The organism is Acidovorax sp. HMWF029 (genome assembly GCF_003060895.1).
Taxonomy (GTDB): domain Bacteria; phylum Pseudomonadota; class Gammaproteobacteria; order Burkholderiales; family Burkholderiaceae_C; genus Acidovorax.
Genome location: NZ_QAIH01000075.1, coordinates 7459 through 21878 on the forward strand (window position 1 = coordinate 7459; position 14420 = coordinate 21878).

Genomic DNA, 14420 nt, shown 5'->3' on the forward strand with positions numbered 1-14420 from the left:
AAGAGTTTTGCCAACATTTCCGCCAACCACGATTTGCCGACATGCACTCCAGCTGCGCAACACTGCATCGCCAAAGAAAAGCCGCGCAGTCCTTTCGGAGTCTGCGCGGCCAGCTACTGAATTCGTAGCGTTTTCAGCAGCTCAATAGCTCATCGGCTCACTTCTTCTGCGGCGGCACATCCGTGCAACTGCCATGCGCAATCTCCGCCGCCATGCCGATGCTTTCGCCCAGCGTGGGGTGCGGGTGGATGGTCTTGCCGATGTCCACCGCGTCGGCGCCCATCTCGATGGCCAGCGCAATCTCCCCGATCATGTCGCCCGCATGGGTGCCGACCATGCCGCCGCCCAGGATCTTGCCGTGGCCATGGGCTTCGGGCGAGTCGTCGAACAGCAGTTTGGTGACGCCTTCGTCGCGGCCGTTGGCGATGGCGCGGCCGGAGGCCGTCCAGGGGAACAAGCCCTTCTTGACCTTGATGCCTTGGGCCTTGGCCTGGTCTTCGGTGAGGCCGACCCAAGCCACCTCGGGGTCGGTGTAGGCCACGGATGGGATCACGCGGGCGTTGAAGGCGGCTGCTGCCAGCTCCTTGTTGCCTTGCAGTTCACCGGCGATGACTTCTGCCGCCACGTGCGCCTCATGCACCGCCTTGTGCGCCAGCATGGGCTGGCCCACGATGTCGCCGATGGCGAAGATGTGCGGCACATTGGTGCGCATCTGGATGTCGACGTTGATGAAGCCACGGTCGGTGACGGCCACACCTGCCTTTTCGGCGGCAATTTTCTTGCCGTTGGGGGTGCGGCCCACTGCCTGCAGCACCAGGTCGTACACCTGAGGCTCGGGTGCGGTGCCGCCCTCTTCCGCTGGTGCGAAGGTGACCTTGATGCCTTCGGGGGTGGCTTCAGCACCCACGGTTTTCGTCTTCAACATGATGTTGTCGAAGCGCTTGGCGTTCATCTTTTGCCAGATCTTGACGAGGTCGCGGTCCGCGCCTTGCATCAGGCCGTCCATCATTTCGACCACATCCAGGCGGGCGCCCAGGGTGCTGTAGACGGTGCCCATTTCCAGGCCGATGATGCCGCCGCCCAGGATGAGCATGCGTTTGGGGACTTCCTTGAGCGCCAGGGCGCCGGTGGAGTCGACCACGCGCGGGTCGTTGGGCATGAAGGGCAGGCGCACGGCCTGGCTGCCGGCGGCGATGATGGCGCGTTTGAAGGCGATGACTTTCTTGGTGCCCGTCTTCTCCTGGCCGGTGCCGGTGGTTTCTTCCACTTCGAGGTGGTTTGCGCCAACGAAAGCACCGTAGCCACGCACGGTGGTCACCTTGCGCATCTTGGCCATGGCGGCGAGGCCGCCGGTGAGCTTGCCGATGACCTTTTCTTTGTGGCCGCGCAGCTTGTCGATGTTGACGGCGGGCGCGCCGAAGTCCACGCCCAGGTCGGCCATGTGGCTGACTTCGTCCATGACGGCTGCCACGTGCAGCAGCGCCTTGGAGGGGATGCAGCCCACGTTCAGGCACACGCCGCCCAGGGTGGCGTAGCGCTCGACGATGATGACCTTGAGGCCCAGGTCAGCGGCGCGAAAGGCGGCGCTGTAGCCGCCAGGGCCGCCGCCGAGCACGAGCACGTCGCAGTCCAGATCAGCCGAGCCAGCAAAGCTGAATGCTACTGGATTGATAGCTGCTTGCGCTTGCTGGACGGGCGGAGGGGCCGTTTTTTGCTCAGAAACTGCGGATGCCGGGGCTGCAGCAGGCGCTGGAGCTGCCGCGCCTGCGCCCTGCACTTCCAGTGTCAGCACCACCGAGCCTTCGGCGACCTTGTCACCGAGCTTCACTTTCAGCTCCTTCACCACCCCAGCGTGGCTGGAGGGGATCTCCATGGAGGCCTTGTCGGACTCCACGGTGATCAGGCTTTGCTCGGCCTTGATGGTGTCGCCGGGCTTGACCAGCACTTCGATGATGGCCACTTCGGCGAAGTCGCCGATGTCGGGCACCTTGATGTCGATGATTGCCATGGTGTGTCTTGCCCTTTCGTTACATCACGATGCGGCGGAAGTCCGCCAGCAGCGAGGCAAAGTACACGTTAAAGCGTGCGGCGGCGGCGCCATCGATCACGCGGTGGTCCCAGCTGAGCGACAGCGGCAGGATCAGGCGAGGTGCGAACTGCTTGCCGTCCCACTTGGGTTCGATGCTGCTCTTGCACACGCCCATGATGGCAACTTCAGGCGCGTTGATGATGGGCGTGAAGTAACGGCCACCAATGCCACCCAGCGAGCTGATGGAGAAGCAGCCACCGGTCATGTCGGCCGGGCCGAGCTTGCCGTCGCGCGCCTTCTTGGCCAAATCGCCCATCTCTTGCGAGATCTGCACGATGCCCTTTTTGTCGGCATCGCGGATGACGGGCACAACAAGGCCGTTGGGCGTGTCGGCCGCAAAGCCGATGTGGAAGTAGTTCTTCAGCACCAGCTGGTCGCTGTCGAGCGAGCTGTTGAACTCGGGGAACTTCTTGAGCGCGGCCACGGCGGCCTTGATCATGAAGGCGAGCATGGTGACCTTGACGCCGCTCTTCTCGTTCTCCTTGTTGAACTGCACGCGGAAGGCTTCGAGGTCGGTGATGTCCGCGTCGTCGTGGTTGGTGACGTGCGGGATGACGACCCAGTTGCGGTGCAGGTTGGCGCCGCTGATCTTCTTGATGCGCGAGAGGTCCTTGCGCTCCACCGGGCCGAACTTGGTGAAGTCCACCTTGGGCCAGGGCAGCAGATCCAGGCCCACGCCAGAGCTGCTGGACCCGCCAGAGGCCGCTGCGGGCGCTTTGGCCGCCTGGGCCTTGGTCTGCACCGCGCCTGCCATCACCTGCTTGGTGAAGGCGGCCACGTCGTCCTGGGTGATACGGCCCTTGGGGCCAGTGCCCTTGACCTCGTCGATGGGCACGCCCAGTTCGCGGGCGAACTTGCGCACCGATGGCGATGCGTGGGGCAGGCCTGCGGTGGGAGTGCCGGGCTGGTGGGCGGGGACAGGCGCCGAGGCAGTGGCAGCAGCGGGCGCTGCGGCAGCCACCGCGACTGCAGGAGCAGCCACGGGGGCAGGTGCGGGCGCAGCGGCTGCAACGGGTGCGGCGGCCGGTGCTGCAACAGCAGCCGCGCCTTCCAGAATTGCCACCAGATCACCGATATTGACGGTGTCGCCAATCTTGACCTTGAGTTCCTTGAGCACGCCAGCGGCGGGCGATGGGATCTCCATGGAGGCCTTGTCGGATTCGACGGTGAACAGCGATTGTTCGACCTTGATGGTGTCGCCGACCTTGACCAGCATCTCGATGACGGCCACGTCCTTGAAGTCGCCAATGTCGGGCACACGCACTTCGACGGGGCCTGCAGCCGCAGGGGCAGCAGCTGCCGGGGCTGGCGCTGCTGCCGCCACTGGGGCGGGCGCGGGAGCCACCGCAGCAGGAGCCGGTGCAGCCGCCGGGGCTGCTGCAGCGCCCGCGTCAGCGGACTCCACCACAGCGATCACCGAGCCTTGCTTGACTTTGTCGCCCAGCGCAATCTTGAGTTCCTTGACCACGCCTGCATGACTCGATGGGATCTCCATCGATGCCTTGTCGGATTCGACGGTGATGAGCGACTGCTCGGCCTTCACGGTGTCGCCCACCTTGACCAGCAACTCGATCACGCCCACTTCGTCGAAGTCCCCGATGTCCGGGACTTGAATGTTGACCAATGCCATTGTTCTGTCTCCGTTCGTTTTATGCGTACAGCGGGTTGATCTTGTCTGCATTGATGCCGTACTTGGCGATCGCCTCGGCCACCTTGGTGGCGGGCAGCACGCCGTCTTCGCTCAGCGCCTTGAGGGCGGCCACGACGATGTAGTGGCGGTTCACCTCGAAGTGCTCGCGCAGCTTGCTGCGGAAGTCGCTGCGGCCAAAGCCGTCGGTGCCAAGCACCTTGTAGTTACGGCCCTTGGGAACAAAGGGACGGATCTGCTCGGCATAGGCCTTCATGTAGTCGGTGGATGCGACCACAGGGCCAGTGCTGGTGCCCAGTTGCTGCGCCACAAACGGCACGCGGGGTGTTTCCAGCGGGTGCAACAGGTTCCAGCGGTCGGCGTCCTGGCCTTCGCGGGTGAGTTCGTTGAAGCTTGGGCAGCTCCACACATCGGCCTGCACGCCCCAGTCGGCAGCCAGCAGGGTTTGCGCGGCCAGCGACTCGCGCAGGATGGTGCCCGAGCCCAGCAGTTGCACGCGGGTGCCACCCTCGGCACCAGGCTTGCACAGATACATGCCCTTGATGATCTGTTCTTCCGTGCCTTCCACAAGGCCGGGCATGGCGTAGTTCTCGTTGAGCAGCGTGATGTAGTAGAAGACGTTTTCTTGCTGCTCGACCATCCGCTTCATGCCACGGTGCATGATCACCGCGACTTCGTGGGCAAAGGTGGGGTCGTAGCTCACGCAGTTGGGGATGGTGTTGGCCAGGATGTGGCTGTGGCCATCTTCGTGCTGCAACCCTTCGCCGTTCAGCGTGGTGCGGCCCGAGGTTCCGCCCAGCAGGAAGCCGCGTGCCTGCATGTCACCCGCAGCCCAGGCCAGGTCGCCAATGCGCTGGAAGCCGAACATCGAGTAGTACACGTAGAACGGCACCATGATGCGGTTGTTGGTGCTGTAGCTGGTGGCTGCAGCGATCCAGCTGGCCATGCCGCCCGCTTCGTTGATGCCTTCCTGCAGGATCTGGCCGGCCTTGTCTTCCTTGTAGTACATCACCTGGTCGCGGTCGACCGGGGTGTACAGCTGGCCCTTGGGGTTGTAGATGCCGATCTGGCGGAACAAGCCTTCCATGCCGAAAGTGCGGGCTTCGTCCACCAGGATGGGCACCACACGCGGGCCCAGGGCCTGGTCGCGAAGCAGTTGCGTGATAAAGCGCACGTAGGCCTGCGTGGTGGAGATTTCACGGCCTTCGGCCGTGGGCTCCAGGATGGCCTTGAAGGTGTCCAGCGCAGGCACGGTGAAGCTCTCGTCGGCCTTCACGCGGCGGTGTGGCAGATAGCCGCCCAGGGCCTTGCGGCGCTCGTGCAGGTACTTCATCTCCGGCGTGTCGTCGGCCGGCTTGTAGTAAGGGATCTCGGCCAGCTGGCTGTCGGGGATCGGGATGTTGAAACGGTCGCGGATGTACTTGATGTCCTCGTCCGACAGCTTCTTGGTCTGGTGCACGGTGTTCTTGCCTTCACCGGCCTTGCCCATGCCATAGCCCTTGACGGTCTTGACCAGCAGCACGGTGGGCTGGTTCTTGTGCTCGTTGGCGGCGTGGAAGGCTGCGTACACCTTGGCAGGCTCGTGGCCGCCACGGCGCAGCTCGAACACCTCTTCGTCGGTCATGTGCTCGACAAGCTTGAGCGTTTCGGGGTACTTGCCGAAGAAGTTCTTGCGCACGAAGGCACCGTCGTTGGCCTTCATGGCCTGGTAGTCGCCGTCCAGCGTTTCCATCATCAGCTGCTTGAGCTTGCCGCTCTTGTCGCGGGCCAGCAAGGCATCCCAGCCATTGCCCCACAGCAGCTTGATCACGTTCCAGCCTGCGCCGCGGAACTCGCCTTCCAGCTCTTGCACGATCTTGCCGTTGCCGCGCACCGGGCCGTCCAGGCGCTGCAGGTTGCAGTTGATGACGAACACCAGGTTGTCGAGGTTTTCACGCGCGGCCAGGCCGATGGCGCCCAGAGATTCGGGCTCGTCCATTTCGCCGTCGCCGCAGAACACCCACACCTTGCGGTTTTCGGTGTTGGCAATGCCACGGGCGTGCAGGTATTTGAGAAAGCGCGCCTGGTAGATCGCCATGAGTGGGCCCAGGCCCATGGACACCGTGGGGAACTGCCAGAACTCGGGCATCAGCTTGGGGTGCGGATAGCTGGACAGGCCCTTGCCGTCCACTTCCTGGCGGAAGCTGTCGAGCTGCTCTTCGGTCAGGCGGCCTTCAAGGTAGGCGCGGGCATAGATGCCAGGGGCGCTGTGGCCCTGGATGTAGAGCAGGTCGCCACCGTGGCCTTCGCTCTCGGCGTGCCAAAAGTGGTTGAAACCAGCGCCAAACATGCTCGCCACCGAGGCGAACGAACCAATGTGGCCGCCAAGGTCGCCGCCGTCAGCGGGGTTCAGTCGGTTGGCGCGCACCACCATGGCCATGGCGTTCCAGCGCATGTAGGCGCGCAGACGCTTTTCGATGGCGATATTGCCGGGGCAGTGCGCCTCTTTTTCAGGCTCGATGGTGTTGACGTAACCCGTGTTGGCCGAGAACGGCAGATCGATGCTGCTCTGGCGGGCGTGTTCAAGAAGCTGCTCCAGGAGGAAATGGGCGCGCTCAGGGCCCTCCTTGTCGATCACGGCGGACAGCGCGTCCATCCATTCACGGGTTTCCTGTTGATCGGCGTCCGTGCCGATGCCGAAACCGGCCTGAGGGTCGGGCTGAGCTGACATGCTTTGTCTCCTGTAGATGTGGCAGCAAATTTAGTACGTTGGCTCTAGTTTCGCATATTTTCCAAGAATTTCAAATGGTGCCTATTCATTTCATATTGCAATATTTTGCTGCAAGCGCACATTCTCAGAATGGAGGAATACAGAGCACGGCTCCCCTACACTTGCGGGATGGATTCGATGCCCCCAGCCCCTTCCCCGACGGCGCCGTCCGTGACTGCGCCGATACGCTGGTGGCGCAAATGGTGGCGCAGCTTGTCCCCCACGCGCCAGGACCGCTTTGCCGCCCTGGCCCCTCTGGCGGCAGTGCTCATGTTTCTGGCAGCCATCGTGGCGGCCTTCTGGTATCTGCGCGCAGAAGAGGCCGAGCGCGAGCAGGAAGCCCTGCGGCGCGATGTGGAATACGCCCAGCAGCGCGTGCGGCTGCGCCTGCTGGAACGCCAGGAACAGCTCATGCGCATTGCGCGCGACCTGTCCAACCAGGATCTGGGCCGCGCTGAATTTGTAATCCGCGCCGAGGCGCTGATCAGCCAGTACCCCGAGCTGCAGGCCATCACCTGGATCGACGACCGCCGCCGCATCCGCGCCAGCCATGCCGCACCCACCCTGGCCAGCAGCGAACTGCGCATTGCGGGCGAAGTGCTCAAACCCGGCGACACCGCCGACACCTTTGGCCTGGCGCGCGACCTGCAGCAGCCCGTGTATGCGCAGCCTGCCGCCACCTCGGGCGACGCCACCCCGCTGCTGCAGCTGCAGGTGCCACTGAACAACCAGGGCAAGTTCAGCGGCGTTGTGCTGGGCGAATACTCCATCGACAGCCTGCTGCGCTACGGCACCCCGACCGAGGTGCTGGCGCGCTACGCGGTGACGCTGCTCGACAGCAAGAACCAGGTGCTGGCTGGCACGCCGCTTGGGCCACGCAACAAGGCCACGCAGTTGTTGCCCTGGACGCCCAAGGCCAACGAATACGAAATACCCGTCTCCCCGGTCGGCAACGGCTTGGTGCTGCGCGCACAGGCCTACCGCACATCGCTCGGGGTGGTGGGCAGTGGCCTGTTCTGGCTGGTGGGCACGCTGAGCGCGATGACAGCCTGGATGCTGATCGCCACATGGCGTCACACCCGGCGCCGCATGCAGGCGCAAGAAGCCCTGGTGGCCGAAACCAACTTCCGCCGTGCGATGGAGAACTCCATCCTCACCGGCATGCGCGCCCTGGACATGGAAGGCCGCATCAGTTACGTGAACGCCGCCTTCTGCCAGATGACGGGATGGAGCGCCGAAGAGCTGGTGGGGCTGAAGGCACCCTTCCCCTACTGGCCCGAGGCCGACCACGAAACCCTGCTGGCCAAACTGCGCGACGAACTGCGCGGCAACACCATGGCTGGAGGCTTTCAGGTGCGCGTCAAGCGCAAGAGCGGCACCCTTTTTGACGCACGGCTCTATGTGTCGCCCCTGATTGATGCCCACGGCCATCAGACTGGCTGGATGACCTCGATGACCGACATCACCGAGCCCAACCGCATCCGCGAGCAGCTCTCGGCATCTCACGAGCGCTTCACCATCGTGCTGGAGTCGCTGGACGCCTCGGTCTCTGTGGCTCCGCTGGGTAGCGAGGAGCTGCTGTTTGCCAACAAGCTTTACCGCCAGTGGTTCGGCTCTCAGACCGGCGGGCACCTGCAACTGGTGGCGCAGGCGGGCGTGGTGCCGGTGGCGGGCAAAGAGCACACCGGCATGGACGACGAAGACGGCCTGATGGGCCTGCCCACCGACCCATTGACCAGCGCCCGTACCGAGAACGCCGAAATCTATCTGCCCGACCTGGGCAAATGGCTGGAAGTGCGCTCGCGCTACCTGAACTGGGTCGACGGGCGCCTGGCGCAGATGGTGATTGCCACCGACATCACACCCCGCCGCCTGGCCGAAGAACAGGCCCAGCGCCAGGCCGAGCGCGCCCAGTCCGTGAGCCGCCTCATCACCATGGGCGAGATGGCATCGAGCGTGGCGCACGAGCTGAACCAGCCGCTCACCGCCATCAACAACTACTGCAGCGGCATGGTCTCGCGCATCCAGAGCGGCCAGCTGACCGAAGAGGCGCTACTCACCGCTCTGCAGAAGACAGCCCACCAGGCGCAGCGCGCGGGCCAGATCATCCAGCGCATCCGCTCGTTCGTGAAAAAGAGCGAGCCCAACCGCACGCTGGCCGATGTGCATTCGATGGTCAACGAGGCCGTCGAGCTGGCCGACATCGAGCTGCGCCGCCACAACGTGCGCCTGACCCACTACGTGGCCGCCCGCCTGCCACCCGTGATGGCCGACACCATCCTGATCGAGCAGGTGCTGGTCAACCTGATGAAGAACGGCGCCGAAGCCATCCAGCATGCCAACCGCCCCGCAGCGGGCCGCAGCGTGGAGCTGCGCGTGGTGCCCAAGCAGATCGAAGACCGGCAGGTGGTGGAGTTTTCGGTGCAGGACACCGGCCGGGGCTTGGCGCCGGAAGTGCTGGAACGCCTCTTCGAGGCCTTCTTCTCCACCAAGGCCGAAGGCATGGGCATGGGCCTCAATCTGTGCCGCAGCATCGTCGAGTCGCACCAGGGCCGGATGCAGGCGGAGAACCTCTACAATGGCCCGGAGGTCATCGGCTGCAGGTTCTCCTTCTGGCTGCCGCTTGCCAAGCCTGTCGATGGCACTACAAATTCTGTAGCAAACGTACAAAACCCAAGGACTGTTGCATGAGCTTGATCCCGAAAAAAGGCACTGTTTACGTTGTAGACGACGACGAAGCCGTCCGCGATTCCCTGCAGTGGCTGCTGGAAGGCAAGGACTATCGCGTACGTTGCTTTGATTCGGCCGAGACATTTCTCTCGCGCTACGACCCGCGCGAAGTCGCATGCCTGATCGTGGACATCCGCATGGGCGGCATGACCGGCCTGGAGTTGCAGGACCGCCTGATCGAGCGCAAGTCCCCCCTGCCCATCGTGTTCATCACCGGCCATGGCGACGTGCCCATGGCCGTGAACACCATGAAAAAGGGCGCGCTGGACTTCATCCAGAAGCCGTTTGACGAAGAAGAACTGGTCGGCCTGGTCGAGCGCATGCTGGACCATGCCCGCGAGAGCTTCGCTGGTTACCAGCAGGCCGCCAGCCGCGACGCCCTGCTCTCCAAGCTCACCAGCCGCGAAGCCCAGGTGCTCGAACGCATCGTGGCCGGCCGCCTGAACAAGCAGATCGCTGACGACTTGGGCATCAGCATCAAGACGGTGGAGGCGCACCGCGCCAACATCATGGAAAAGCTCAACGCCAACACCGTGGCCGACCTGCTCAAGATCGCTCTGGGCCAGAACGCTCCCAAGGGCTGAGGATTACTCACTTTTTAATAGCTGCTTGCGCTTATCCAGTGCGCGCAGACGGCATTTTTGACTTGTATTTTTGATATGACAGCACAGCTCATCGACGGCAACGCCCTCTCCCGCCAACTGCGCGCCGATGTGGCGCAGCGTGCTGCGGCCCTGAAAGCCCGTGGCGTCACGCCCGGGCTCGCCGTGGTGCTGGTGGGCGACAACCCGGCCAGCCAGGTCTATGTGCGCAACAAGGTCAAGGCCTGCGAAGACAGCGGCCTGCACTCGGTACTCGAAAAGTACGACGCCGACATGACCGAGGCCGCGCTGCTGGCCCGTGTGGAAGCGCTCAACAACGACCCGGCCATCCACGGCATCCTGGTGCAACTGCCTTTGCCCAAACACATCGATGCACAAAAAGTCATCGAAGCCATCTCGCCCGCCAAGGACGTGGACGGCTTCCACATCGCCAGCGCGGGCGCACTGATGACCGGCATGCCCGGCTTTTGGCCCTGCACACCCTATGGCTGCATGAAGATGCTGGAAAGCATCGACTACAACCTCAAGGGCAAACACGCCGTGGTCATTGGCCGCAGCAACATTGTGGGCAAACCCATGGCGCTCATGCTGCTGGGCCAGAACGCTACCGTCACCGTTTGCCACAGCGCTACCCAGGACCTGAAGGCCCAGACACTGCAGGCCGACGTGATCGTGGCCGCAGTGGGCAAACGCAATGTGCTGACCGCCGACATGGTCAAGCCTGGCGCCGTGGTGATCGACGTGGGAATGAACCGCAACGACGAAGGCAAGCTCTGCGGCGACGTGGACTTTGATGGCGTCAAGGAAGTGGCTGGCTGGATCACCCCCGTGCCTGGCGGGGTTGGCCCCATGACCATTACCATGCTGCTGGTCAACACCATCGAAGCTGCCGAGCGCACCGCTGCACACTGAGCCTGCCGCTCAACGCCCCAGGGGTCGGTGCCGGCCGCTTTGCAACTTGAACCTGCGCCGTAAGGCGCCATCTTATTTCGCATGAGCAACGCCCTTCTCGACTTCTCCGACCTCCCCCTGTTCGACCGCATCACGCCGCAAGACGTCGCCCCGGCGATGGATGTGCTGCTGGAGCGCGCCAACCAGGCGCTGGAGACCGTCACCGCCCCGGACTTTCCGGCCCGCTGGGATGCCATTGCCAAGGTGCTGGATGTGGCCACCGAGCATCTAGGCCGCTCCTGGGGCGCTGTGAGCCACCTCAACAGCGTGGCCGACACGCCCGAGTTGCGGGCAGCCTACAACGCTGCCCTGCCTCGCATCACCGAGTTCTGGACTCGCCTGGGTGCCGATGAACGCCTCTACGCCAAGTACAAGGCCATCGACCCAGCCACCCTGACACCCGAACAGCGCCAAGCCCATTCGAATGCCGTGCGCAACTTCGTGCTGAGCGGCGCCGAATTGACCGGCGCAGCCAAGGAGCGGTTCGCACAGATCCAGGAACGCCAGGCCGAGCTGAGCCAGAAATTCAGCGAAAACGCGCTGGACGCGACCGACGCCTACGCCTATTACGCCACTGCAGAAGAGCTGGAAGGCATCCCTTCCGACGTGCAGCAAGCGGCCCTGGCCGCTGCGCAGGCGGAGGGCAAGGTAGGCTACAAGCTCACGCTCAAGATGCCGTGCTACCTGCCAGTGATGCAGTTTGCAGCAAGCAGCGACCTGCGCGCCAAGCTCTACCGTGCCTACGTCACCCGAGCCTCCGAGCAGGCCGAAGGCGACGGCCGCAAATTCGACAACTCCGCACTCATCAGCGAGATCCTGGCGCTGCGCCGCGAAGAAGCCCAGTTGCTGGGTTACGCCAACTTCGGTGAAGTCTCCGTGGTTCCGAAGATGGCACAGTCGCCCGCCGAGGTCGTCCGCTTCCTGCGCGACCTGGCCCGCCGTGCCCGCCCGTATGCCGAAAAGGATGTGGCCGACCTGCGCACCTTTGCCGCCGAACACCTGGGCCTGGCCGACCCGCAGGCCTGGGACTGGCCCTACATCTCCGAAAAACTCAAGGAAGCCCGCTACGCATTCAGCGAACAGGAGCTCAAGGAATACTTCACGGCGCCCAAGGTGCTGGCGGGGCTGTTCAAGATCATCGAGACACTGTTCGAGGTGTCGATCCGCCGCGACTCGGCCCCCACGTGGCACCCGGCGGTCGAGTTTTACCGCATCGAGCGCAACGGTGCACTGGTCGGCCAGTTCTACCTGGACCAGCCCGCCCGCACCGGCAAACGCGGCGGTGCCTGGATGGACGATGTCCGCACCCGCTGGCAGCGCCCGGACACCGGCGTGCTACAGATGCCCGTGGCCCACCTGGTCTGCAATTTTGCCGATGGCGTGGATGGCAAGCCGCCCCTGCTGACGCACGACGACGTGATCACGTTGTTCCACGAGTTCGGCCATGGCCTGCACCACATGCTCACCCAGGTGAACGAACGCGACGTCTCAGGCATCGGGGGCGTGGAATGGGATGCCGTGGAACTGCCCAGCCAGTTCATGGAGAACTTCTGCTGGGAATGGGATGTGCTCAAGCACATGACTGCCCATGTGGATACGGGCGAACCCCTGCCCCGCACACTGTTCGACAAAATGATTGCGGCCAAGAACTTCCAGAGCGGCATGGCCACGCTGCGCCAGATCGAGTTCGCGCTGTTCGACATGCTGCTGCACACCGAACACGACCCGGCACAGGACTTCATGCCGCTGCTGACCCAGGTGCGCCAGGAAGTGGCGGTGCTGCAGTCGCCAGCCTTCAGCCGCACGGCACACACCTTCAGCCATATCTTTGCGGGTGGCTACGCCGCCGGTTATTACAGCTACAAATGGGCCGAGGTGCTCAGCGCCGATGCCTATGCAGCGTTTGAGGAAACTACAGGCAGCGACGGGCTGCCCAGTGCCGAAACCGGACGGCGCTACCGCGAAGCGATTCTGGAAGCGGGCGGCAGCCGCCCCGCCATGGAGTCCTTCAAGGCCTTCCGGGGCCGCGAGCCCAGCCTGGATGCCCTGTTGCGCCACCAGGGCATGGCGGAAGAACTGACTGCCTGAGCCCATGGAAAGCACAGGCCCGCACGATCACCACGGTGCAGCCACAACGAACTGAAATAAGGAGAACAACCATGCACAAGCCCTTGTTGGCCCCTCTGTTGGCCTCGTTGCTGATGACCTTGGCTTGCGCCAGCGCCCAGGCGCAAGGTGTCTATCGCATCGTCGGGCCCGATGGCAAAGTGACCTTCTCCGATCGCCCGCCTGCCGATGCCCCGGCGCAAGCTGCACGCACCACGGGTGCGGCGCCAGCCCCCGCCAGTGGCACCGCCACCCTGCCCTATGAGCTGCGGCAGATCGCCACACGGTTCCCGGTCACGATTTACACCGGCAATGACTGCGCCCCTTGCACGAGCCTGCGCAATGCCCTTGTGGCGCGGGGCGTTCCGTTCACCGAGCGCACGGTGACCACCAGCGAAGACACGGTGGCACTGCAGCGCCTGAGCGGATCGGCCAGCCTGCCCTTTGGCAGCATTGGTGGCCAGCAGCTGGTGGGGTTCGCAGACGCGGAATGGACGCAGTACCTGGACGCTGCGGGCTATCCCAAGCAGTCGCAGCTGCCGCCCAGCTACCGGCCACCCGCAGCCACGCCACTGGTGGCGGTCAAGCCAATAGAAGCGGCTCCTGCGGCAGAGAAGCCCAAAGCTGCTGCAGCACCCGCGCGTCCCGCGCCTGCGCCCCGCCCTGCTGATGGCCCAACGCCCAGCAATCCGGCGGGTATCCGTTTCTGACGGACAACACTGCTCCAGCAGCCGCATCAAAAAAGGGGTCCGACGGACCCCTTTTGTTTTTCAGAACACTGCAGTGCCGTCGCGCAGGCGGCTCAGCGGGAATAATCCAGCGTCTTGACACCCTGGGCCGTCCCCAGCAGGCACACCGTGGCCTTTTGGTGGGCAAAAACCCCCACGGTCACCACGCCTGGCCATTGATTGATTTGTGACTCAAACGCCAAAGGGTCTGTGATCGACAGACCCTTCACATCCAGAATATGCTGGCCGTTGTCGGTCACCAGCGGCTGGCCGTCCTTGAGCCGCAGGCTTGCCTGGCCGCCCATGGCAGCAAAACGGCGCGCAATATGGTTGGCCGCCATGGGGATCACCTCGACAGGCAAGGGAAACTGCCCCAGCGCCTGGACCAGCTTGGATTCATCTGCGATACAGACGAAGCGCGCGGCCAGGGCCGCCACGATCTTCTCGCGCGTCAGCGCCGCACCGCCGCCCTTGACCATGTGGCCCCGGCCATCGATCTCGTCGGCGCCATCGATGTAGACGGAGAGCGACTCCACCTCGTTGGCGTCGAACACCGCAATGCCCAGGGCCTTCAGGCGCTCGGTGCTTGCCACGGAGCTGGACACTGCGCCCTTGATCTGGTCCTTCATGCCCGCCAAAGCGTCGATGAACTTGTTGACCGTGGAGCCTGTGCCCACCCCCACAATCTCGCCGGGCACCACATACTGCAGTGCGGCTTGGCCAACCAGGGTCTTGAGTTCGTCTTGGGTCAGGGGATTCATCGTCGTCATGGGAGAAAATCGGGGGTAATCCTGAATTATCCCCCCATGTCCCTGAT

9 protein-coding genes are annotated in these 14420 nt (G+C 63.9%); 5 read left to right on the forward strand and 4 right to left on the reverse strand.

Annotated elements, in window-relative coordinates; translation table 11 throughout:
* Positions 1-157: 157 nt before the first annotated feature.
* Genes lpdA through aceE form a run of 3 tightly spaced genes read right to left on the reverse strand, consistent with a single transcriptional unit; the run spans position 158 to position 6447 of the window.
* Complete coding sequence (gene lpdA / locus DBR12_RS04475; RefSeq protein WP_108616147.1) at positions 158-2008, reverse strand: dihydrolipoyl dehydrogenase; 1851 nt, start codon at positions 2006-2008, stop codon at positions 158-160.
* 19 nt (positions 2009-2027) lie between these two features.
* Entirely contained in the window at positions 2028-3719 is a 1692-nt protein-coding gene (aceF, locus tag DBR12_RS04480) for a dihydrolipoyllysine-residue acetyltransferase (RefSeq protein WP_108616148.1), read from the reverse strand.
* A gap of 19 nt (positions 3720-3738) precedes the next feature.
* Complete coding sequence (gene aceE / locus DBR12_RS04485; RefSeq protein ID WP_108616149.1) at positions 3739-6447, reverse strand: pyruvate dehydrogenase (acetyl-transferring), homodimeric type; 2709 nt, start codon at positions 6445-6447, stop codon at positions 3739-3741.
* Between the two features lie 168 nt (positions 6448-6615).
* Here aceE and DBR12_RS04490 point away from each other — a divergent pair, with 168 nt between their 5' ends.
* From DBR12_RS04490 to DBR12_RS04510, 5 genes are all read left to right on the forward strand, one after another.
* Complete coding sequence (locus DBR12_RS04490; RefSeq protein ID WP_108616150.1) at positions 6616-9177, forward strand: PAS domain S-box protein; 2562 nt, start codon at positions 6616-6618, stop codon at positions 9175-9177.
* Positions 9174-9800, forward strand: a complete 627-nt coding sequence (locus DBR12_RS04495; RefSeq protein WP_015013997.1) for a response regulator transcription factor — start codon at positions 9174-9176, stop codon at positions 9798-9800. Before DBR12_RS04490 ends, DBR12_RS04495 begins: the two co-directional genes overlap by 4 nt.
* A 75-nt stretch (positions 9801-9875) precedes the next feature.
* Positions 9876-10730, forward strand: coding sequence for a bifunctional methylenetetrahydrofolate dehydrogenase/methenyltetrahydrofolate cyclohydrolase FolD (gene folD / locus DBR12_RS04500; protein WP_108616151.1), 855 nt, complete (start codon positions 9876-9878; stop codon positions 10728-10730).
* An 81-nt stretch (positions 10731-10811) separates the two neighbouring features.
* Complete coding sequence (locus tag DBR12_RS04505) at positions 10812-12857, forward strand: M3 family metallopeptidase (RefSeq protein WP_108616152.1); 2046 nt, start codon at positions 10812-10814, stop codon at positions 12855-12857.
* A gap of 71 nt (positions 12858-12928) precedes the next feature.
* The gene (locus tag DBR12_RS04510; protein WP_108616153.1) at positions 12929-13585 is read left to right on the forward strand and encodes a DUF4124 domain-containing protein; all 657 of its coding nucleotides are present in this window, start codon (positions 12929-12931) and stop codon (positions 13583-13585) included.
* 92 nt (positions 13586-13677) lie between these two features.
* Here DBR12_RS04510 and rpiA read toward each other — a convergent pair whose 3' ends face one another.
* Complete coding sequence (gene rpiA / locus DBR12_RS04515; RefSeq protein WP_108616154.1) at positions 13678-14373, reverse strand: ribose-5-phosphate isomerase RpiA; 696 nt, start codon at positions 14371-14373, stop codon at positions 13678-13680.
* Between the last annotated feature and the right edge of the window lie 47 nt (positions 14374-14420).

Coding starts and splice junctions, on each gene's coding strand:
- aceF (WP_108616148.1), bottom strand. CDS start 3,719: ATGGCATTGGTCAACATTCAAGTCCCGGACATCGGGGACTTCGACGAA.
- DBR12_RS04510 (WP_108616153.1), top strand. CDS start 12,929: ATGCACAAGCCCTTGTTGGCCCCTCTGTTGGCCTCGTTGCTGATGACC.
- aceE (WP_108616149.1), bottom strand. CDS start 6,447: ATGTCAGCTCAGCCCGACCCTCAGGCCGGTTTCGGCATCGGCACGGAC.
- lpdA (WP_108616147.1), bottom strand. CDS start 2,008: ATGGCAATCATCGACATCAAGGTGCCCGACATCGGCGACTTCGCCGAA.
- rpiA (WP_108616154.1), bottom strand. CDS start 14,373: ATGACGACGATGAATCCCCTGACCCAAGACGAACTCAAGACCCTGGTT.
- DBR12_RS04490 (WP_108616150.1), top strand. CDS start 6,616: ATGGATTCGATGCCCCCAGCCCCTTCCCCGACGGCGCCGTCCGTGACT.
- DBR12_RS04505 (WP_108616152.1), top strand. CDS start 10,812: ATGAGCAACGCCCTTCTCGACTTCTCCGACCTCCCCCTGTTCGACCGC.
- folD (WP_108616151.1), top strand. CDS start 9,876: ATGACAGCACAGCTCATCGACGGCAACGCCCTCTCCCGCCAACTGCGC.
- DBR12_RS04495 (WP_015013997.1), top strand. CDS start 9,174: ATGAGCTTGATCCCGAAAAAAGGCACTGTTTACGTTGTAGACGACGAC.